The organism is Terasakiella pusilla DSM 6293 (genome assembly GCF_000688235.1).
GTDB lineage: Bacteria > Pseudomonadota > Alphaproteobacteria > Rhodospirillales > Terasakiellaceae > Terasakiella > Terasakiella pusilla.
Genome location: NZ_JHYO01000021.1, coordinates 46288 through 66578, shown reverse-complemented (window position 1 = coordinate 66578; position 20291 = coordinate 46288). Strand labels below are relative to the sequence as shown.

26 protein-coding genes and 1 pseudogene are annotated in these 20291 nt (G+C 51.8%); 12 read left to right on the top strand and 15 right to left on the bottom strand.

Annotated features, from left to right (window positions below):
- From Q397_RS0114340 to Q397_RS0114330, 3 genes are all read right to left on the bottom strand, one after another.
- A partial coding sequence (locus Q397_RS0114340) for a cadherin-like domain-containing protein (protein ID WP_028880001.1) occupies window positions 1–746 on the bottom strand: 746 nt, incomplete at its 3' end.
- A 220-nt stretch (window positions 747–966) separates the two neighbouring features.
- A complete protein-coding gene (locus tag Q397_RS0114335; RefSeq protein ID WP_028880000.1) occupies window positions 967–2622 on the bottom strand; it encodes a thiamine pyrophosphate-binding protein in 1656 nt (551 codons plus the stop codon).
- The gene (locus Q397_RS0114330) at window positions 2610–2957 is read right to left on the bottom strand and encodes an ArsC family reductase (protein ID WP_028879999.1); all 348 of its coding nucleotides are present in this window, start codon (window positions 2955–2957) and stop codon (window positions 2610–2612) included. The genes Q397_RS0114335 and Q397_RS0114330 overlap by 13 nt, the downstream gene beginning before the upstream one ends.
- A 98-nt stretch (window positions 2958–3055) precedes the next feature.
- On the opposite strand from Q397_RS0114330, the gene Q397_RS0114325 reads away from it, so the two are divergent.
- Both Q397_RS0114325 and Q397_RS24310 read left to right on the top strand, forming a co-directional pair.
- Window positions 3056–4066 (top strand): zinc-dependent alcohol dehydrogenase family protein, encoded by a 1011-nt coding sequence (locus Q397_RS0114325; RefSeq protein ID WP_028879998.1) that lies wholly within the window; start codon window positions 3056–3058, stop codon window positions 4064–4066.
- 1 nt (window position 4067) lies between these two features.
- On the top strand, window positions 4068–5204 hold the full coding sequence (locus Q397_RS24310) for a tetratricopeptide repeat protein (protein ID WP_051610063.1): 1137 nt from the start codon (window positions 4068–4070) through the stop codon (window positions 5202–5204).
- Here the strand turns inward: Q397_RS24310 and Q397_RS22735 are convergent.
- From Q397_RS22735 to queA, 4 genes are all read right to left on the bottom strand, one after another.
- Window positions 5184–5837 (bottom strand): glutathione S-transferase family protein, encoded by a 654-nt coding sequence (locus tag Q397_RS22735; RefSeq protein ID WP_038014074.1) that lies wholly within the window; start codon window positions 5835–5837, stop codon window positions 5184–5186. The genes Q397_RS24310 and Q397_RS22735 overlap by 21 nt on opposite strands.
- Window positions 5837–6304, bottom strand: coding sequence for a preQ(1) synthase (gene queF, locus Q397_RS0114310; protein ID WP_028879997.1), 468 nt, complete (start codon window positions 6302–6304; stop codon window positions 5837–5839). The genes Q397_RS22735 and queF overlap by 1 nt, the downstream gene beginning before the upstream one ends.
- 1 nt (window position 6305) lies before the next feature.
- Window positions 6306–7436, bottom strand: coding sequence for a tRNA guanosine(34) transglycosylase Tgt (gene tgt / locus Q397_RS0114305; RefSeq protein ID WP_028879996.1), 1131 nt, complete (start codon window positions 7434–7436; stop codon window positions 6306–6308).
- A gap of 72 nt (window positions 7437–7508) precedes the next feature.
- Window positions 7509–8537, bottom strand: a complete 1029-nt coding sequence (gene queA / locus Q397_RS0114300) for a tRNA preQ1(34) S-adenosylmethionine ribosyltransferase-isomerase QueA (protein ID WP_028879995.1) — start codon at window positions 8535–8537, stop codon at window positions 7509–7511.
- A 69-nt stretch (window positions 8538–8606) separates the two neighbouring features.
- Between queA and Q397_RS0114295 the strand changes: the two genes are divergently transcribed.
- Genes Q397_RS0114295 through Q397_RS25015 form a run of 3 tightly spaced genes read left to right on the top strand, consistent with a single transcriptional unit; the run spans window position 8607 to window position 9324 of the window.
- A complete protein-coding gene (locus Q397_RS0114295; RefSeq protein WP_028879994.1) occupies window positions 8607–8900 on the top strand; it encodes a hypothetical protein in 294 nt (97 codons plus the stop codon).
- Window positions 8897–9163, top strand: coding sequence for a hypothetical protein (locus Q397_RS0114290; protein ID WP_028879993.1), 267 nt, complete (start codon window positions 8897–8899; stop codon window positions 9161–9163). The genes Q397_RS0114295 and Q397_RS0114290 overlap by 4 nt, the downstream gene beginning before the upstream one ends.
- Window positions 9163–9324, top strand: a complete 162-nt coding sequence (locus tag Q397_RS25015) for a hypothetical protein (RefSeq protein ID WP_156950737.1) — start codon at window positions 9163–9165, stop codon at window positions 9322–9324. The genes Q397_RS0114290 and Q397_RS25015 overlap by 1 nt, the downstream gene beginning before the upstream one ends.
- On the opposite strand, the gene Q397_RS0114280 is transcribed toward Q397_RS25015, so the two are convergent.
- Window positions 9321–9635: a (2Fe-2S) ferredoxin domain-containing protein gene (locus tag Q397_RS0114280; protein ID WP_028879992.1), complete on the bottom strand. Its 315-nt coding sequence runs from the start codon at window positions 9633–9635 to the stop codon at window positions 9321–9323. The genes Q397_RS25015 and Q397_RS0114280 overlap by 4 nt on opposite strands.
- Before the next feature lie 86 nt (window positions 9636–9721).
- On the opposite strand from Q397_RS0114280, the gene pabB reads away from it, so the two are divergent.
- From pabB to Q397_RS0114265, 3 genes are read left to right on the top strand one after another with little or no spacing between them, the layout of a single operon-like run.
- Window positions 9722–11029, top strand: coding sequence for an aminodeoxychorismate synthase component I (gene pabB / locus Q397_RS0114275; protein WP_028879991.1), 1308 nt, complete (start codon window positions 9722–9724; stop codon window positions 11027–11029).
- The gene (locus Q397_RS0114270; RefSeq protein WP_028879990.1) at window positions 11026–11592 is read left to right on the top strand and encodes an anthranilate synthase component II; all 567 of its coding nucleotides are present in this window, start codon (window positions 11026–11028) and stop codon (window positions 11590–11592) included. Before pabB ends, Q397_RS0114270 begins: the two co-directional genes overlap by 4 nt.
- Window positions 11593–12426, top strand: a complete 834-nt coding sequence (locus Q397_RS0114265) for an aminotransferase class IV (protein ID WP_028879989.1) — start codon at window positions 11593–11595, stop codon at window positions 12424–12426.
- Here Q397_RS0114265 and Q397_RS0114260 read toward each other — a convergent pair.
- Both Q397_RS0114260 and Q397_RS24305 read right to left on the bottom strand, forming a co-directional pair.
- Window positions 12423–12716, bottom strand: coding sequence for a hypothetical protein (locus tag Q397_RS0114260; protein ID WP_156950736.1), 294 nt, complete (start codon window positions 12714–12716; stop codon window positions 12423–12425). The genes Q397_RS0114265 and Q397_RS0114260 overlap by 4 nt on opposite strands.
- A complete protein-coding gene (locus Q397_RS24305) occupies window positions 12713–13195 on the bottom strand; it encodes an EndoU domain-containing protein (RefSeq protein WP_028879987.1) in 483 nt (160 codons plus the stop codon). Before Q397_RS24305 ends, Q397_RS0114260 begins: the two co-directional genes overlap by 4 nt.
- 68 nt (window positions 13196–13263) lie before the next feature.
- On the opposite strand from Q397_RS24305, the gene Q397_RS24755 reads away from it, so the two are divergent.
- Window positions 13264–13434, top strand: coding sequence for a YqaE/Pmp3 family membrane protein (locus Q397_RS24755; protein WP_038014070.1), 171 nt, complete (start codon window positions 13264–13266; stop codon window positions 13432–13434).
- A gap of 58 nt (window positions 13435–13492) precedes the next feature.
- On the opposite strand, the gene folD is transcribed toward Q397_RS24755, so the two are convergent.
- The 4 genes from folD to Q397_RS24300 form a co-directional block, all read right to left on the bottom strand.
- The gene (gene folD / locus Q397_RS0114245) at window positions 13493–14389 is read right to left on the bottom strand and encodes a bifunctional methylenetetrahydrofolate dehydrogenase/methenyltetrahydrofolate cyclohydrolase FolD (RefSeq protein ID WP_028879986.1); all 897 of its coding nucleotides are present in this window, start codon (window positions 14387–14389) and stop codon (window positions 13493–13495) included.
- Complete coding sequence (locus tag Q397_RS0114240; RefSeq protein ID WP_240475078.1) at window positions 14382–14687, bottom strand: DUF167 domain-containing protein; 306 nt, start codon at window positions 14685–14687, stop codon at window positions 14382–14384. Before Q397_RS0114240 ends, folD begins: the two co-directional genes overlap by 8 nt.
- A 20-nt stretch (window positions 14688–14707) precedes the next feature.
- Window positions 14708–15007 (bottom strand): YggT family protein, encoded by a 300-nt coding sequence (locus Q397_RS0114235; RefSeq protein WP_038014066.1) that lies wholly within the window; start codon window positions 15005–15007, stop codon window positions 14708–14710.
- A gap of 95 nt (window positions 15008–15102) precedes the next feature.
- Window positions 15103–15615, bottom strand: coding sequence for a hypothetical protein (locus Q397_RS24300; RefSeq protein WP_028879983.1), 513 nt, complete (start codon window positions 15613–15615; stop codon window positions 15103–15105).
- 363 nt (window positions 15616–15978) lie between these two features.
- Between Q397_RS24300 and Q397_RS0114225 the strand changes: the two genes are divergently transcribed.
- Window positions 15979–16749: a PhoH family protein gene (locus Q397_RS0114225; RefSeq protein ID WP_028879982.1), complete on the top strand. Its 771-nt coding sequence runs from the start codon at window positions 15979–15981 to the stop codon at window positions 16747–16749.
- Window positions 16750–16846: 97 nt separating this feature from the next.
- On the opposite strand, the pseudogene Q397_RS25425 reads toward Q397_RS0114225, so the two are convergent.
- A pseudogene (locus Q397_RS25425) lies at window positions 16847–16992 on the bottom strand (transposase); the annotation flags it as partial.
- Between the two features lie 187 nt (window positions 16993–17179).
- Here Q397_RS25425 and Q397_RS0114220 point away from each other — a divergent pair.
- Together Q397_RS0114220 and Q397_RS0114215 are read left to right on the top strand one after the other, a co-directional pair.
- Window positions 17180–17992 carry a substrate-binding periplasmic protein gene (locus tag Q397_RS0114220; protein WP_051610061.1) on the top strand — a complete coding sequence of 271 codons (813 nt, stop codon included), beginning with the start codon at window positions 17180–17182 and terminating at the stop codon, window positions 17990–17992.
- A gap of 324 nt (window positions 17993–18316) precedes the next feature.
- Entirely contained in the window at window positions 18317–20287 is a 1971-nt protein-coding gene (locus tag Q397_RS0114215; protein WP_028879980.1) for a methylmalonyl-CoA mutase family protein, read from the top strand.
- The last annotated feature ends 4 nt before the right edge of the window (window positions 20288–20291 follow it).

Genomic DNA, 20291 nt, shown 5'->3' with positions numbered 1-20291 from the left:
GTGCCGTTTTCTGGCTGATCAAAGCCGATGATGGTGAGCGTATCGCCATCCACATCTGTGTCGTTACCGAGCAGATCGGACGCAGAGAAAGTGATCGGCTGATCTTCGCTGCCACTAATCTTGTCATCACCCGCTGTCGGGGCTAGATTGTCCTCATCCCCCAGCAGTTCGTCTTCTTCCGGTGTTTCGATGATTGGCTCATCTATAGGCAAAGCTTGTGGGGTAATTGTATCGGCAAATACGTCGGATGTGTCTTGTTCTTGCTCAGGCGCAGGATCTGCCGGCGCCTCTTCTTCCTGAACGGGAGCGTCTTCGGCCTGTTGCTTTTCAGGGACAACGCTGTCATCAAGGATATCGAAGTCCAGACGTTCTGCTTCAGGGGAGACAAACGGCATTTCTGGCACGTCACCGTCAATGTAATCAGAACCTTCGTCGCCAACGACAACTTCCTGATCATTTTCAAAGGCTTTTTCTTCTGACGGGATAATACCGGCGAGTACTTCTTGTTCAGTTGAGAAACCGCCTTGGTGGACAGAGGCGAGATATCCCATATCTTCCACACCGAGTGCATCGCCGCCCGCATTTTCGCGGCCCTGCATAACGCCCTCGAGGTCTTGATCTTCTGTATTCTGAAGTGCCGTCAACTCATCCAGAAGTACTGCATCTTCCTCGTTGCCGGTCTGTACGTTTGGCGAGTTATCCACACCATTTTGATCTTCGGGTCTTTTACCTTGATCGTCAGCCATGTTCTTTCTCCACTGTTCATTGTCGTGGAGAAAACTCTCCAAACGACCTATTTGCCTGCGTAAAAAGTACGCCTAGCGGACAATGGTTTCACGTAAGAACACTCTTTTAGAATCATCAAAGGCAATCGTTTGAGCTTAGAAAGCAACGATTGCCTTTGAGGTACGCAAAATTACGTAATCACTATAGGTGAGAAAGGATTGCCCACCTTACATGCGAGGTTTAGTTGTTCCGTAAATCCGCCAGAGTCAGGTTTGGAGTAATTACTTGATTATCAACGATAATTTCAATCAAAGAGACACCATCAAAGGACTTGGCCTGAGCCAAAGCGTCCGCAAATTGATCGTTCTTTTCCACACGTAATCCGAGACCACCCATCGCGGTCGCCATGGCGGCAAAATCCGGATTTTTAAGAGCCGTGCCACTGACCCGATGTGCGAATCGTTTTTCCTGATGCATACGAATTGTGCCATACATGGAATTATTGACCACAATGACGATCAGCTTCAATCCGGCCTGAACAGCTGTTGAAAACTCCTGACAGGTCATCATGAAACAGCCGTCACCGGCAAGGCAAACAACCGGACGTTCCGCATCAATCGAGGCCGCCGCCACCGCAGCAGGAAGGCCATAGCCCATAGAACCACTCGTTGGGGCAAGCTGCGTGCCGTATCCACGATAGCCAAAGAAGCGATGCCCCCAGATGGAGTAGTTCCCCGCGCCATTTGTCAGAACCGTATTGTCCGGCATTTCTGCGCGCAAGTGCGTAATCACGTCACACATCTGCACATCGCCAATTTGTGATACAGGTTGAGAGAATTTAACGTAATTTTGGCGCACGGCCGCACACCAGCCTGCCCGTTTATCCGCATTCAAGCCTTCTTGCGTCAACAAAGCTTGTAAAAAGGCTTCGGAGGTAGAAACAATGCCCAGATCAGGCTGATAGACCCGCCCCAACTCTTCGGCTTGCGGATAAATATGGATCAGTTTTTGATCCAGCTTCGGCGGCTTTAAAACCTCATAGCCATTGGTCGTCATTTCACCCAAACGCGCACCAATCACCAGCAAAAGGTCACTTTCACCAATGGATTTGGCGAGGTTCGGATCAATCCCGATCCCCACATGACCGCCGTAAACATCAAGGTCGTTATTCACATAATCCTGACAGCGGAAAGACACGGTGACTGGCACATTTTCGCGGGCTGCAAATTCTTCAAGCAAAGATTGGCAGGTCTTGGACCAACCACCGCCGCCCACAATGATCAATGGCTTTTCCGCTTGTTTCAGGGCTTCAGACAAATCCGCCATGTCCTGCGGCGCAGGTGCCGAGGTTGAGACCTTATAGCGAGACAGTTTTGCAGGTGCCTTTGCAGGCCCACTCAGCATATCTTCCGGCAACGCAAGGACGACAGGACCGGGACGACCAGACACGGCAACCTGATAGGCCCGCGCGATATATTCATCCATCCGGTCAGCATCATCAATTTGGGCGACCCATTTTGCCATTTGCCCGAACATACGGCGATAATCAATTTCCTGAAACGCTTCGCGGTCCATCATGTCGCGTGCGACCTGACCGATAAACAGGATCATGGGCGTGGAATCTTGAAACGCCACATGCACACCGGCACTGGCATTTGTCGCCCCCGGTCCGCGGGTCACCATGCAAATGCCAGGCTTGCCGGTCAGCTTGCCATAAGCTTCCGCCATCATGGCCGCGCCACTTTCTTGGCGGCAGGTGATAAAGTCCAGTTCCGGTGCGTCCACCAACGCATCCAGTACACTCAGATAACTTTCACCGGGCACGCCATAAATCTTATCCACCCCATGAAGTTTTAATTGTTCGACGAGAACCTGTGCCCCTGTTAAAGCTGACATAATGCATCCATTTGTTGTTGTTTAAACCCAAGAAGAACCCCTTTAGGGGTGACAAAGACCGGACGTTTCATCAAGGCCGGATGTTCTACCATCAAATCGATTGCTTTTGCTTCGTCCACACCCTCTTTAACGCTGTCATCCAAACCACGCCAAGTTGTCCCGCGCTTGTTCAACAAGGCTTCCCAACCCAGTTCCTTCACCCAACCGGCCAGGTCCTCCCGCGTCAAGCCATCTTGGCGCACATCATGAAATTGAAAATCTATTCCTTCGCTTTCCAGCCATTTTTTGGCCTTCCGGCAGGTATCACAGTTTTTTAAACCAACGAGCTTAATCATTCTTTTTTCACGCAATTAAATCTATAATAGTGAACAGAGTTACGGTAAAAGATGTTTAAATCAAGGCAGAATTTCCAACTCGATGAAAGTATCATTCTATGAAAGCGTGGCAGATCAAAGACCAGTTTGGATTACGGCACCTCGAACTCTGTGATACCCCCAAACCCATTTTAAAGTCAGGGGAAATCCTGCTTAAGATGCAGGCCGCCTCGCTCAATTATCGCGATATGGTCACGGTAGAAGGCGGCTATGGCAAGACGGTCAAAACACCGCTGATCCCGTGTTCTGACGGGGCCGGTGTCGTTGAGGAATGTGGGCCCAACACCTCCCGCTTTAATCGTGGCGATCTTATCTGCCCGTCCTTTTTCCCCAACTGGAAAGACGGTTCAGCTGATCCCGGCAAATTGCCGGATGCGTTGGGCGGTGCCTATGGCGGAACGCTATGTGGTTACATGGTCGTCAGCGAAGATGCCTGTGTGAAAGCCCCAGCCCACCTCAACGCGATTGAAGCGGCAACCCTGCCCTGCGCGGCCCTGACGGCGTGGAGTGCCCTGTTTGAACTCAGCTCCCTGAAGTCCAGTGATTGTCTTGTTATTCAAGGCACGGGGGGCGTTGCGCTTTTTGCCTTGCAACTGGCAAAAGCCGTTGGGGCGACCGTCCTGATCACCTCCTCCAGTGATGAAAAACTGGAACGGGCACGCAACCTTGGTGCAGGCCATCTGGTCAATTACCGCACCCATCCGCAGTGGGATCGCGAGGTTAAGAAAATCTGGTCGCAAGGGGCCGACCATATCATCGAACTCGGCGGCGCGCAGACTCTGGAACAATCCATCCGCGCCACCCGCATTGGTGGGCATATCAGCCTGATCGGGGTGCTGAGCGGGGCCAACACCAATACCATCCCCCTTCCGTTAATCCTGATGCGCAACATCCGTATTCAGGGTGTCACGGTCGGATCACGCACCGCCTTTGAGCGCATGAACAGCTTTTTGGAAAAACATCAGATCCATCCGGTCATCGACACCACCTTCCCCTTTGAGGAGACGATCGCTGCCTTTAAACATCTGACCAGCGGCAAACATTTTGGGAAAGTCTGCGTGGAATTTTAGGATGACACTGGACGAGCTGCGCAAACGGGCGATGGGCTTCTTTCAAAAAGGAAGCTTCATCAACGCCATTTCCTTTCAGGAGAAGATTTGCCGTGACCCTAAACGCACCTATAATGACCTGAAAACGCTGGCGCTGTTTGTTATTACCCCCGGCGATTTTAAAAAAGGCCTCAGCGTCCTTCAACGCCTCGACGCCGCCTATCCCGATCATAAGGATGCGGAGATACCGGAGACAGTCGCGCTTTGCCTCATGCGCTGTAAACAGTATGAAGAAGCCGCAAACGCCTTTGAAACCGCCGCCCGCCTTGATCCCCAAAAAGCCAACACGCGTGATGGTCTGGCTGAAGTTTATAACCTGTTGGGGCAAAACAACCTGAGCATCAGACATGGTACTGAAAGCCTGCGTCTAAAAAATGCCGCAAGCACCCACCCCGTCTTGCGTGATCTAGCAAATGTCCCCGTCCCACCCTTTCAAAAAACGGACAGGCGCAAAAACATCCTGTCTTACAGTTTGTGGGGCACCTCGGAACTTTATCTCAAAGGCGCGTTGTTTAACGTCCAGTTCGCCAAAAAAATCTATCCGGAATGGACGTGCCGCTTCTATCTGGATGACACAGTGCCGCAGCAGATACAGCAACAACTGTTGGCAAATGGAGCCGAGCTTGTCCACATGGCGCGCACGCCCCACCCGTTTGAAGGTTTGTTTTGGCGCTTCAAAGTCTGCAATGACGACACGGTGGATCGCTATCTGATCCGGGATGCCGATTCAGTCCCATGCGGGCGTGAACGCATGGCGGTGAATGATTGGATCATCAGCCAAAAACATTTTCACGCCATGCGCGATTTCGCCACGCACACAGACCTTATTCTGGCGGGTATGTGGGGCGGGGTCAAAGGGGCCTTGCCGGACCTTGCGCCCTTGATTGACAATTTTATCAAACGTACATCGCCCAATAAAACAAACGATCAGCAGTTCCTGAGGCAGATCATCTGGCCCACTTTTAAGACAAGCTGCCTGATCCACGACAGCCAACATCGCCTTGACAACACAGTGGACTTCCCCGCCGGATCGGACCTTCCAGCAGGGAAACATGTCGCCCAACGATTTGATGCGTTTTTAAGACCCGCAGGCAAATAAAGGCGTGCTGCCTTCTTCGGCGTACACTGCTTTTACGTAGGGGTCATCTTCCAGCACGCACAACAGGGCATACAAATGCGCCATGGATTTTAAGGTTTCTTCCAAGCCCATTTGCACAAACCAGCGCCCCAGCATCAACAAATAATCTTCCACGATTGTTTTGTTGGACCCGGACAGGAAGGCACGACCATCCGCCAACGCTTCGTCGATGCGGCTCATAAAGATCGTCACCCGTTCTTTGCCGATCTCGCTGATATCTTCCGCTGCTGCTGGCGTTTTGGAGAAACGTTCCTTGTAAAAATACAGCATCATATCGGCTTGGATGGAGTTGGTCATAAAGATCAACCATTTATAAGCCTGCGCGCGTTTTGCACTGCCCAAGGGCGGCATCAGGCCGCTGTCGGGGTCACTGTCTGCCAGATGCAGACAGATTGCCGCCGATTCAAACAGCACCAGATCACCATCCACCAAAGTCGGCACACGGTGGTTGGGGTTGAGCTTTAAATACTCTTCACTTTGCAGGCTACCGTCTTGCTTGTTTAACTGCACCAGCTCGCAAGCCGCATTCAGGCGTTTGATCACCAAATGCGGCGCAAAGGAAGCTGTATCCGGCAAATAGAATAGCTTAAACATTAGCCACGGCCCCGATAACCCGGCACACCCTGATCTGGGATCCAGACGCCTTTCGGCGCGTCACCGGTTTGCCAGAACACATCGATGGGAATACCACCGCGTGGGTACCAGTAGCCGCCGATACGCAGCCATTTCGGGTCCAGCAGATCAACAAGACGTTTGCCAATGCCGACGGTGCAAGCTTCGTGGAAGTCGCCATGATTTCTAAAGGAGGTTAAAAACACCTTCAGGGACTTACTTTCTACCAACAGATCATTCGGCACATAATCGATCACGATATGGGCAAAGTCAGGCTGACCTGTCACCGGACAAAGCGATGTAAATTCAGGACAGACAAAACGCACCAGATAGTCCGTGCCCGGATGCGGGTTTTGCACCGCTTCCAGCTTGGCTTCATCCGGGTGTTGCGGCGTTTCTGTGGCACCGCCCAATTGTTCCAGATTGGCGTAAATGGTTTGATCGCTCATGTTACAAGGCCTCTATATCGCCCTGCGCACGCAAGGCATGGAAATCCACGACAAATTTGTCGAATGTTTTATTTTCAATCGCTTCACGCATGCCGGCCATCAGTTCCTGATAGTAATGCAGGTTATGCCATGTCAGCAGCATCAGCCCCAAAATCTCTTTGGTTTTGGTCAGATGATAAAGATAGGCGCGTGAGTAACTTTTACAACACGGACAGCTGCAATTTTCATCCAGCGGACGTGGATCATCTTTATGACGCGCGTTGCGCAGGTTCACCGACCCACGGCGCGTCCACGCTTCTGCCGTGCGACCGGACCGTGAGGGCAGCACGCAGTCAAACATATCCACGCCACGCGCAACCGCACCGACCAGATCGTCCGGCTTGCCGACGCCCATCAGGTAACGCGGTTTATCCTGCGGCATGACAGGGGTTGTGACATCAAGGGTGGAGAACATCAGTTCCTGACCTTCCCCAACCGCCAGACCGCCGATGGCGTAGCCTTCAAAGCCGATCTCGACCAGTTTCTCAACCGATTCATGGCGCAGATCTTCTTCGGTGCCGCCTTGCACGATCCCAAACTGACCATAGCCCGGACGATCCACAAAGGCATCGCGCGACCGACGTGCCCAGCGCATGGACAATTGCATGGCTTCGTTCACCCGTTCTTTGGAAGCAGGCAGGGCCGGACATTCATCAAAGCACATGGTGATATCCGCATCCAGCATACGCTGAATATCGGTCGAACTTTCCGGCGTCAGATCATAATAAGACCCGTCGATGTGGGAGCGAAAACGCACGCCCTCTTCGGTGATTTTACGCAACTGGGCCAAGCTCATGACCTGAAAGCCGCCGCTGTCGGTCAGGATCGGTTTATCCCAATTCATAAATTTATGCAGACCGCCTAATTTTTCGATCCGTTCTGCCCCCGGGCGCAGCATCAAATGATACGTGTTGCCCAACAGAATTTCCGCGCCCGTTGCCGCCACAGATTCCGGCATCATCGCCTTTACGGTCGCCGCTGTGCCCACAGGCATGAAAGCAGGTGTGTTGATCGCGCCGTGTGCTGTATGGACACGCCCCCGTCGCGCAGCACCATCGGTGCCGAGAAGATCGAATTTAAATGTATCAGTCATAGGTCCGCTTTTATACGCTTTGGCTGTGGATCACAACCGAATTACCGCATCCTCTTAGAACAATATGGCGCTTTATTTCCGGCTTAAAAGGGAACCATCGCCATAAGAATAGAAACGATAGCCATTTTCGATGGCATATTCATACGCTTTCTTCATTTCCTCAAAGCCCGCAAAGGCCGACACCAGCATAAACAATGTGGAGCGCGGCAAGTGGAAATTTGTGGTCAGCATATCCACGATTTTAAACTGATAGCCCGGTGTGATGAAGATATCCGTATCCCCTTCAAACGGGGCCAACTGCCCATCGTCGCGCCCTGCACTTTCCAACAGGCGCAAAGACGTGGTGCCAACAGCCACCACACGCCCGCCATCCGCATGTGTCTGGTTGACCTGATCAACAGTTGCCTGATCAATCACGCCAAATTCCGCATGCATCTTATGATCCGCCACATCATCAACCTTGACCGGTAAAAACGTCCCTGCGCCCACATGCAAGGTGACATAGGCAAACTTGACGCCCTTGTCTTTTAAGCGTTCCAGCAATTCCGGTGTAAAGTGCAACCCCGCTGTCGGAGCCGCCACCGCGCCTTCTTTTTCTGCAAAGACGGTCTGATAATCAGACTTGTCGCGCTCATCCGCCAGACCTTCGCGTTTAATATAAGGCGGCAACGGCATCCCGCCGTGATCTTCCAGCGCCTGCATCAGGCTGGCACCTGCTTTGTTAAACTGCAGGGTCACTTCGCCGCCATCTTTGCCCAAGACGGTCGCGCTAAAATCATCTTCAAACTGGATCACGTCGTCCAGTCGCAGTTTTTTCGCGCCTTTGACAAAAGCCACCCACGTGCCTTCCCCTTCATGCTTATGCAGCGTGACTTCAATGCCCGCTTCCCCGCGTTTGCCTTTCAGGCGCGCCGGGATCACGCGGGTATTGTTAAAGACCAGCAAATCGCCTGCATTCAACATATCCGGCAAGTCTGCAAACACATGATCAGACAGGTCATCGCCCTTGATGCGCAACAGTTTGGAGGCATCGCGCGGGCTTACGGGACGCTGGGCAATCAGCTCCTTAGGGAGGTGGAAGTCGAAGTCATCGACTTTCATGGCTTTTCTCTTTCTTGAAAGGTGTGCTAATAAAGGCGCGCACCCTAACCGATCTGATGAGGAAATTCAATGGATCTGCTGCTTGTCATTTCCAGTTCTGACGCCGCCCGTCTCGCCGCCCCTTTAGGGGAAGCCTGCGTGCGCGCCGATGTGGACTGGGGCTGCTTCTTCACAGGTGACGGGGTTACGTCCTTGCGTGATGAAAACTTTGCCGATCTGGTCGCCGCCAACTGTATCGAAGCCTTGGTCTGCGCCGAAGCCTGGAAAGATCGCATGGACGGCCTTGAATGTCCGGTCGATCTGGGTAGTCAGTTTCATCACAGCGGCCTTGTCGCCAAAGCCGATAAGGTGGTCAGCCTATGAGCACACATGTCCTTGTCCTTGCAAGGCGCGATGCGTATGAGGCCATCCGCGTCGCCGCTGGCCTGACCATCCGCAACAACACGGTGGATTTTGTCTTTATGACCAAGCCGTCGATCAACGCCCAAGGCAAGTTTGACCATTTTGAGATGCTGGAACTGGCAGAGATCACGCCCCAAAGCCTGATCGACGGCGTGCCAGATACCGTGCCGTGCACCGATTTGGCAGGGTTGATCAACAAAGCCCAACGGGTGGTGAGTTTCTGATGGAAAAGCTGACGTTAAAAACCGGCCTGTTTGCAGATGCCGATGTGATCATCCAAGCCGCAGACGCCCCCGTCATCGATTTGACAGCGGATTTGTCAGACGATGATTGGGATAACGTGCTGGATCAGATTTTAGAGTGTGATCTGGTGATCACCGCTTAATCGCGGATCACCAGACGTTCCACGATCTCGCCTTTATCAAGGTGCTTATCCAGAATTTCCATAGCATCTTCCAAAGTCGGCACGCTGTACCAAACACCTTCAGGATAGACCAGCATGGCAGGGCCGACACTACATTGCCCCAAGCAACCGGACTTTGTGACCGCCACTTGATCACGCAAACCGCGTTCGCGCATGGCCTTTTTAAGCTCGGTTCCGATATCCCACGACCCACGGCGCGCACAGGATGGCTTGGTGTCGTCATCGCGTTCGTGGCTACACCAGAATAAATGGCAGCGATAGGTCTTGGGCATTAGCTTATCCTTGCGTCAATTCAGTCCGCTTTCTTCATAGCGCAAGCCACTCGACAAGCCAAGATGCTTTCGTGTAAGTAAGCTTTATGAAAAAGCCGTTTGTCATCACCCTTCCCTATCAGGACCCCGCGTCCCTGTTTGCCGCGCATGCCGACAAGCCGTTTGCGCAGTTTCTCGATTCCTGCGAGAAGGCGCGCTACAGCTATATTTGCCTTGATCCGCAGCAGGTCTTTAGCGATCCGGCAACGATCTTTGAGGACTTACAGTCTAAACTGTCCCAAACGGCCCATCTGGCACATGACGACCTGCCCCCCTTTCAAGGCGGCTTTGTCGGCTACTTCGGCTATGAACTGCTGCATCAATTAGAAAATGTGCCCGCAAAAGAGCGTGATGACGTGAGCCTGCCCGATGTCTGCCTTGGCTTTTACGACACCATCGCCGCCTTTGATCATCAGGATCAAAAAGCTTACATCTTTTCGCTGACCAGTGAAGAAGCCGCGCAGAAACTCGCAGATAAACTCAGCGAAACCGCGCCTGCTGCAAGCTACGCACCCTGTCACTTAAACTGGCAATCGGACTTTAGCGCTGAACGCTATCAGGAAACGGTGCAAAAGGTCATCGACTACATCCGCGCAGGTGACATTTTTCAAGCCAACCTGACCCAGCGCTTTCGCGCGCAACTGCCCGATGAGTTTGCGCCCTACAGCTTTTATCAAAATTTACGCACACGTAACCCCGCACCTTTTTCAGCCTATCTGAATATGGAGGGTTTCACCATCGCCTCCAGCTCACCGGAACGTTTTTTACAGGTACGTGGCAAGGCCGTTGAAACCTGCCCCATCAAAGGCACTCGCCCGCGCAGCAAAGATCGCGCAACCGATCAAGCAAACGCAACGGAGCTTGCCAAGAGCGAAAAAGACATGGCCGAAAATACCATGATCGTGGATTTATTGCGCAATGACATCTCCAAAGTCTGTGCCCCCCACAGCGTCAAGGTGCAGGAACTCTGCGCCGTCCATTCTTTTGCCAGTGTGCACCACCTTATTTCCACCGTAACAGGCACCTTAAAAGACGGAAAGACAGCGGTTGATCTGTTGCGCGCCAGCTTCCCCGGCGGGTCTATCACGGGTGCCCCAAAAGTGCGTGCCATGGAAATTATATCGGAGCTGGAACCCGTGCGCCGTAACGCCTATTGCGGGGCCATCGGCTATCTGGGCTGCAACGGCAATATGGATACAAATATCGTGATCCGCACCGCACTGTTTAAAGACGACACCGTCTGTGTCCAGGTCGGCGGCGGGATCGTTGCCGATAGCCAACCTGCTGCCGAATATCAGGAAACGCTGGACAAAGCCCACGCCTTGCTCAGCGCCTTTGCAAAAGGTGCGTCATGATCCTGCTGATCGATAACTATGACAGCTTTGTCTATAACCTCGCACGCTATCTGGAAGAATTGCATAACGACACCCACGTCGTGCGCAACGATCAGCTGGATATACAAACCATTAAAGACATGGCCCCCAAGGCCATAATCCTGTCCCCCGGCCCCTGTGGCCCGAATGAGGCAGGCATCTGTCTGGAGGTGGTCAGAGAATGTGCGGGCACTATCCCCATCCTTGGGGTCTGTCTTGGTCATCAGGTAATCGCGCAATCTTTTGGCGGGGTCGTGCGGCGATCTCACGTCCCCATGCACGGCAAGGCAAGCCAGATTGACCATACTCAAACAGGCTTGTTTGACAGGCTGCCCAATCCTTTACAGGTCGGGCGCTATCACTCCCTTAGCATTGAAGTCAGCGACGATCTGGTTGTGGATGCCACCAGCCCGGATGGGGAGGTTATGGCGATCCATCATAAAACATTGCCGGTCTGGGGCGTGCAGTTCCATCCTGAATCCGTTTTGACCCATCACGGTCACGACCTGTTGAAAAACTTTTTAAAACTGGCGGGAGTTCTCTAGATGATTGCATGGTTTGACGGCGCACTTCTGCCCCTTGGCGGCGTATCCATCCCCGCAACTGATCGCGGTTTTTTGCTAGGGGACGGTTTTTTTGAAACCATGGCGGCACGTGATGGGCAGGTCATCCGGTTTAACGACCATATGGACCGTCTGGAAGACACAGCCGCCTTTTTAAAAACACCGCTTCGCTATACACGCGCAGAGATTACCGCTGCCATCCATGACGTCCTGATCGCAAACCGCCTAACCAACAAACGCGCGGCCCTGCGCCTAACCGTCACGCGCGGTAGCGGGCCCCGCGGGATCCTGCCGCCGCTAGACATTTGCCCCCACATGCTGATCAGCGCCAGCGAAGCGCCGGACCATTTCCCTGCCGCCAAGGTGAAAACCGTTTCGCTATGTCGCAACGAAAAAAGCCCGACCAGCCGGATCAAAAGCCTGTGTTATATGGATAATATCCTCGCCATGCAGGAAGCCAAGGAAGCGGGCGCGGATGAAGCGTTAATGCTCAACACCACCGGCAAGATTGCGGAAGGTAGCATCAGCAATATCTTTTTCCTCCAAGGGAAAAACCTTCTCACCCCGTCAGTTGAAGATGGTGCGCTGCCCGGTGTGATGCGTAAAACCGTCCTGTCCGTCGCAGCCCAAATGGGCCTATCGGTGCAGGAAACCAGCCTGACGCCCGACATCATCCAGACCTGTGACGAAGCCTTTTTGACCAACAGCCTGTTTCGCCTGCGCACCATCCTTGAGATTGATGGACGCGCGATCCCCTCGCAAACCAAGGGCGATCAACTTTTAAATAAAATTAAAGAAGTCGAGAAAACGGCCTAGTCGCCCACAAAGACGATCCACGCTTCCACGGCTTGGAAAAAGATATTGCGATTGATGCTGCCCGACTGATCGCCATGTAATTCTTCGATAAGGACTTCTTTTTCCTCAAAGCGGATGGAATAGGCATTGCCAACACGCTCGCCTTTTTTGCGCTCCAGAAACTGCAAAAGTTCGATGCCAGCTTCTTTGTCGTCCTGCACATCACTTTCCAGATAGGCTGCCAATAAAGCCAGCTCGCCTTCTGCTTGGGCGCGCGGGGCATTGTCATCATCACGATAAAATTTCATCATCTGTCTTTCTGGTAAATGGGATAGGCCGTGTTGATCGCCCCATCCGGGCACGTTTTCGTACCGCCCTTGGGACAGAGCCAGCCTTCAATCTGAAAGCCCGCCCCGCTTTTGCCGCGCCATTTCCCGCGTTTATCGGGCCTAGCGTCTTTAAAAGCGACCAGAATATAGTCCGTGATCTGCGCGCGCGTCAAACGATCCGGGAAGAAGCTGGAAAAGGATTTCGCCTTCCACTCATTTAATCGACGGTCCTGAATTTCCGCCCGTCCGGTGTAGACACCAGCATTGTTTGGACCGGACAACCGTTTGATCAAACGGGCATGGGCTGGATCTTGACCAAGCGGGCGCGCATGAAAGCCGACAGGTTTGCCCCGTTTATTGATCTCGCCCTCAAACACATGGGTGAGGTTGATCGCAGGATCTGTCTGGCTCCACTGTGCCGCCTGTGCGCCCCCCAGCACGAACAACAAAACAAATGTCACTTGCCAGAACAACAGGGAACCGCTTATCCTTGATCTATTGAAAAAACAAAACACTCAAAAGGTCCCCCATGGATATCCTGCGCATTATCATCGCTTTTTTCCTGCCGCCCGTTGCGGCTTTCCTGACAGTTGGCATCGGCCTTCACTTTTGGCTCAACATCCTGCTGACCCTGTTCGGGGTGCTGCCGGGTTCCATCCACGCGATCTGGCTGGTGGTTCGTAGTAACCGCGGTATTTAAAGACTATAAAAAAAGCGGCTGCCACAGGGCAAGCCGCTTTTTTTTAATCCGTAAAACCTTAATCGACTTTAGGCTCGTCAATCTTGTTTTGACGACAGGCTGCGGTGACTGTGTTTGCCAACAGGCACGCGATGGTCATCGGACCAACCCCGCCCGGCACCGGCGTAATCGCCGCTGCAACTTCAGAGACACCGGCAAAGTCAACGTCACCGACCAGCTTGGTTTTGCCATCTTCTTTTTCAATGCGGTTGATGCCCACATCGATCACCACAGCGCCCGGCTTGACCCAATCGGCCTTGATCATTTCTGGGCGCCCCACAGCAGCGACCAGAATGTCCGCGCGGCGGCATTCTTCTTCAATATCTTTGGTGCGTGAATGAACCGTGGTCACGGTGCAGCTTTCGTTCAACAAAAGCGCACTCATGGGCTTACCTACGATGTTGGATCGACCAACGACAACGGCGCGTTTACCAGATAGCCCCTCTTCAAAATGATCTTTCAGCATCATCAGACAGCCAAGCGGCGTACAGGGTACCATCGCATCAGCAGAACCTGTCGCCAACAGACCTGTGTTGATGACATGGAAGCCATCGACGTCTTTTTCCGGTGCGATTGCGGCAATCACTTTATCTTCGCTGATATGATCCGGCAGGGGCAGCTGAACCAGAATACCGTTCACTTCCGGATTTTCATTCAGGCTTTGCACCAGTGTCAGCAATTCCTGTTCAGAAATATCGGGATCACGGCGATATTCCAGTGACTTCATGCCGCACTCTTCGGTCTGTTTAACCTTGTTGCGCACATAGACCTGACTTGCCGGATCTTCCCCAACCAGAACCACAGCCAAACCAGGCGTCAGGTTGTTGTATGTTTTAAGTTCCTGAACCTGCTTTGCAACGCGGGCACGTACTTTTGCGGAAAACGCTTTTCCGTCAATGATTTTAGCTTCAGACATTGTGTTGCTTCATCCATTCCATTAAGCGTTGTTGCAAAGCGTTCGGATCACCTTTCAACAACAGTGTTTTGTGCCGATTCAATTCCCCGTAGGTAATCTCGATCTCGGACTTTGCCAGCTTCCATTCCTTGCTCAATAGTTTGATCAAGGCGGCGTTGGCTTTTCCCTTCTCCGGCACAGTTGTAACGCTGGCTTTTAAAACGGGTTTGTCTTCTTCGTCAATCATCACCCCGTTTAGCGCAGTTTTCTTGGCTTTCGGGGTCAGGCGAACGGATAGGACAAGCCCATTTTCAACCATAGAAAAAGGGAATCGCCCCATCAAACCAATTTGGCCATAATCTGATAGATTACATTTTGAAGGAAGAAGACCAGCAACAAGAGAATAATCGGCGAGATATCAATCCCGCCCAAACTCGGCATAAAGCTGCGAATGCGCGACAGGATCGGCTCAGTCAACTTAAAGACGATATCCGCGACAATGCGCACAAACTGGTTGCTGTAATTGATGATATTGAAGTGGAACAACCAGCTCATAATCACCGCGGCAATCACGACAAATTCATAGATTTTCAGGATTGCCAAAATAACCTGAAAGACGGGGATCAAAAGTACGTCCATACCGAAGCCTTCGCGTAGAGAATGTTAAACTATTGCCAAGAACCTATACCGCACACGCCCGTCGCGCAAGGTCCATAACCGCTTAACACCCCCTCTTACTTAAATAAATCGCGCGTAACCACGCCGACAAATTTGCTGAAGGTCTCCGATCCCGCATCCACATCCTTTTGCACCCAACCGGACATGTTGCGATAGACCTCATCGCCGACACAGAAGACGATCATAAAGGTCGGCTTATCCTGCGGCACCGAGTCCGGTATTTCGCCTTTGCACAAACGGTTGGCGTTAAAGTTTTTGGGTGGGGAGATCAGCCAGTAAACCCGATAATCCGGTGAATGGGCCTCTTCCATTCGATTGGTTGCTTTAAACGGGCGGGTCTGCATGCCACGTTCCATCGCACGAAGGATATTATCTGTTACTTCTTCAGCGACAAAACCGGGATAAGCGCCGCGCACATCCACAAACAAAGGACCGCGTGAGGTTGCGGTGAAAAAGTAGCTGTTGGTGGATTCCCGCGCTGAAAAATTGACGTTACTGCCATAAGGGGCATCCTGACCACAGGCAGCAACTCCGATTAAAGACGCCAGACCGGCAAGTATTTTTTTCATGAAAGAACCTCGCTTTGCACGCTTGATTTCATACTGTTACACCAGAGTATAGACTATCCGAAAGAATAAGTGACTCTATTTATTATCGTTTTTTGACAAGCTAAAAAACCGCTGGAAATCAGTCGAGTCGCAGGTTAGACTCTTTGTCATATTCGAGACAAGATGGGAGATGCAGCATGCAGCTTCTCAGGTTGCAGGCCTTCGCAAAAAGACAAAGCGCCCCGCCCGATACGGGGTTGGTTTTGTCAACGCCGCCGTCTCGACTTTTCCGTTTCACCACAGAAACTACCAATGATGTGCCACTGCCTCCACCGTCCGTGTGGGGGCTTTTTTATTGGCATGTTTACACTCAAGGAGAGGCCCATGGCTAAACGCGCACGCAAATCTGCAAAAATTGATGCTGATGTTAGAGCCCTGTTTTTCGATGACCATCAACGTGAGGAAGAAATGTCCAAAAAAGCATGGGACCCCATTGCCAGTCACACCACCCCAGAACCCCAGCGCGAACAGAAATACGTCAAAAACGTTCGCCCGCGAAGTGACAATCAAGCCCAGTTGATGCAAGCGATTGACGAACGCCACATGGTCGTTGCCCTTGGCCCCGCAGGCACCGGCAAAACCTACCTTGCCGTTGCCAAAGCCGTTGAAGCCCTTGATGCAGGCAAGATCGAACGCATCGTGCTGTCGCGCCCTGCTGTGGAAGCTGGCGAAAGCATTGGCTATCTGCCCGGTGATATGGAAGAAAAGCTCGCCCCTTACCTGCGCCCTTTATATGATGCACTCACCGACCGTTTAGGCAACCGTCGCCTTAAACAGCTAATGAGCAACGGCACCATCGAACTTGCCCCGGTCGGATACATGCGCGGGCGTACCCTCAACAATGCCTTTGTTGTGATTGATGAAGCCCAAAACTGCACCTACACCCAAATTAAGATGCTCATCACCCGTCTGGGCTGGAACGCCACCATGGTCCTGACGGGCGACCCCGACCAAAGCGACCTACTGCCCGGCATCTCCGGCCTGAAAGACATAGCGGAAAAACTGGATACGCTGGAAGATGTCGCTGTCGTCAGATTGAAAGACCGTGATATCGTGCGCCACCCGCTTGTCGCCAGCATCCTGACGGTCGTTTAAACAGTCTCGCGCAATGATTTAAAAAGAACCGCAATCTTTCGCGGTTCTTTTTTGTGCCGTGACGGCAATTAACCCTCAGATCGAAACCAAATACTTAGCCGACCAGTAAGGCTTTGAACAACATCGTCGGATCAAGAGCGGGCCTACCATTGTCGGCGCAAGACAGATGCGCGACCTTGTCATACATAAAACTGAAATCGATATACATATCAATTAAGGAACGAGACTATCTAAAGCGACCATCTCAAGTTCAATCTGGGGTGATCCACGTTTATTTTGACATGTTCCATTAAATCACAAAGACCTCAACGAGAAGTGCGCATGACTTCAATATTAGAATTTTGGAAACAATCGAAATCATGGTACAATCTCCACATTAGATAAGATGTCTGCGTCAGTAAAAATTTAGATATTGTGTAAAGGCAAATCCATGAAGTGGAGCATCCTTCTCTTCTCAATCTGTTGCATTTGCTTTGGGCGAGATATCTATGCCTGCACGCTCATCATGGGGTATCGCACGACTTCTCGCCCTCCCTATATCGAAGCGGCTCCAAACAATTCAGGAATCTACAACGACCTATATAGCTTGGCGGCAAATAAGATTGGCTGTACGTTGGAAATAGTTCGTTTGCCCAAAAAACGCATTCTTTTGGCAATCCTCAATGGAGAGATCGACTTTTACCCCGGCTTCACTTTTACAAAACCACGAAGCGAGTATGCCTTTTTCTTCAAAAACGGCCTCTATACACAAATGGTAGGCCTCAGCCTTAAAGACATGCCTGAAGTACATTCCCTCGAAGATATCCGCGGCAAAGTCTTTTTGCGCCCCTTGGGTGGGCCTGAAGTCAATGCACAGAAATATGGCTTTATCGTACATAAAGTGCCTGAGCTTACTTATGACACTACCTTTAAAATGTTGCTGGCCGGACATGCTGACTTTTTCATGGATCATTATGTAAACTTGAAGTTTTATCTAAAAGATCACCCGTCCAAAGATACAATGCGTTTTCATATGAACTGTTGCGGGGAAAAAGAACCATTCTTAGTCGGATTTTCTAGAAAATCCCGTCACTATCAAGAAGAACCTAATCCAGACTTTGATAGCTCAATAGCTATTAGTCCAAATAATTTTCCCGTTCGATTAAAAACTGACTCTACGGCTTACCGTTTCCAGCAAATGTTAGCCCATCTTGAGCACTCTGGCATCACAGACAAGCTGTCTCATACCTATTTTGAAAATTAGGTGTCAGAAATGATCGAGTTTAAGGGGCTATATATCACTTATGGTCTTTTTTTTCATACGCCCTGCACACAAAGCAGGTCATCCTACAAAAAATGCGTCAACTCATTGCTTTGCTATCTTCAATATTTATGGCACGCGCTTGACCGAAATAAAATTACAGTAGACGCGCCGCTTGCGTAACTAACTATCATATTATATAACCTGCATCTGAAAAAATGCTGCTTTGCATCTAATCCCCTATAGCCATTGGGGGATCAATGTGGTAAATCGGTATCGTAATGCGCATTTATTTTTTTATAAAGCTGTAATCGCGAAGGGGACAACATGAGCGATGAACGTTTGGCACTGGCTGCCGAGTTTCCGCAGACTTCGTTTGAAGACTGGAAAGACTCTTTAGATAAAATTCTTAAAGGGGCACCGTTTGAGAAGAAAATGGTGGTCAAGACCTACGACGGGATCGACATTCAGCCTCTTTATACAAAAGACGATTGGAACGCGGACAAAAACCCATCCGGTTTCCCCGGCTCTGCCCCGTTTACGCGCGGCAATAGCGCTGGCGGACGCACCCTTGATGGTTGGGATATCCGTCAGGTCCATGCCAATGCCGATAAATCCGCTGCCAACGATCAAATCCTTGATGATCTGGAGCGCGGCGTTACCTCTTTGATCCTGCAATTTGACGAAGCTGCGCGCGCTGGCAAAACAGGGGCAGATGCGCCTGACCTTGCCGGTCGTGGTGGCATCATGATCTATTCCAAAGAAGATTTGGCAGACGTATTGGAAGGTGTTTTGCTCGACCTCGCGGGTGTTTCCCTTGAAGCCGGCGCGCAAAGTTCAGCCGCTGCCCAAATGCTGATCGAGCTGTGGGCGGATAAAAACATCCCGGCAGAAAAAGCCATGGGCGCGTTCAACGCTGATCCGCTAGGTGTCTTTGCTGCAACCGGCAGCCTGCCCCAATCCGTAGAAGACGCCGTAAAAGACATGGCAGCCCTTGCCAAAGACACAGCCGCCACCTACCCGCATGTCACAGCGGTTAAAGTTGACACCAGCGCCTATTACGGGGCCGGTGCCACGGAAACCCAAGACCTTGCCATCGCCATGGCAACGGGTGTCGCTTACCTGCGCGCTATGACAGAGGCGGGCCTAAGTGTTGATGACGCCGCCAAACAAATCGTCTTTAGTTTTGCCAATGGCGCAGACATCTTTACCGGCATCGCCAAACTGCGCGCCGCCCGTTTCCTCTGGGGCCAAATCGTCAAAGCGTCTGGCGGGTCAGAAGAGGCACAGGCCATGCAGATGCATGCCGCCACTGCAGCCCGCGCCCTGTCTAAACGTGATCCGTGGGTAAACATGCTGCGCGTGACCGCGACTTGTTTTGCGGGCGCCATCGGTGGGGCAGATGCAATTACGGTCCTGCCGTTTGACCACCATTGTGGCGTTGCAGACGATTTTGCCCGCCGCATTGCGCGCAATACACAGATCGTCCTGCAAGAAGAAAGCTATCTGAATAAAGTCATCGATCCGGCTGGTGGGTCCTGGTTTATTGAAAACCTGACGGAACAATATGCCGCAAAAGCATGGTCCCTCTTCCAAGAGATCGAAGGCAAAGGCGGTATGGCGGCTGTTATCGCTGATGGCAGTCTTCAGGCGCAAATTGCCGAGACCTGGCAAGCCCGTCTGAAAAACATCGCTACCCGCAAAGACCCGATTACGGGCGTGTCGGAATATCCGAACATTCTGGAAGCGAAGGTCGAACGTAAAGCGCCGGATTATCAGGCTCTGATCGCCAAGATCAACGCCTCTGACAAAACGATGGCCACACTCGGCGTGCAAGGCAGCGGTGCAACAACAACCGCCCTGCCCGCCCACCGTCTGGCGGAAGGATTTGAAAAACTGCGCGATGCGGCTGACGCTTACGCAGATAAAAACGGCCATCTGCCAAAGATTTTCTCCGCCAACATGGGCGCGATTGCCAAACATACGGCGCGCGCGTCTTTTGCGAAAAACTTCTTTGAAGCAGGCGGCGTTCAGGCCACACAAAACAATGGCTTCACCTCTGCAGATGATGCAGTTGCCGCCTTTAAAGAAAGCGGGGCGGAAGTTTGCGTGCTTTGTGGCGCAGATGATCAATATGAAACGATGGCAGCCGATTTTGCCACAGGCTTAAAAGCCGCAGGTGCCAAGAAAGTTTATCTGGCGGGTCGCGGTGACTTTGACGGTGTCGATCAAGCCGTCGGTATGGGCAGCGATGTGCTTGGCACATTGCAAGACCTTCACACAGTTTTGGGAGTGTAAGACC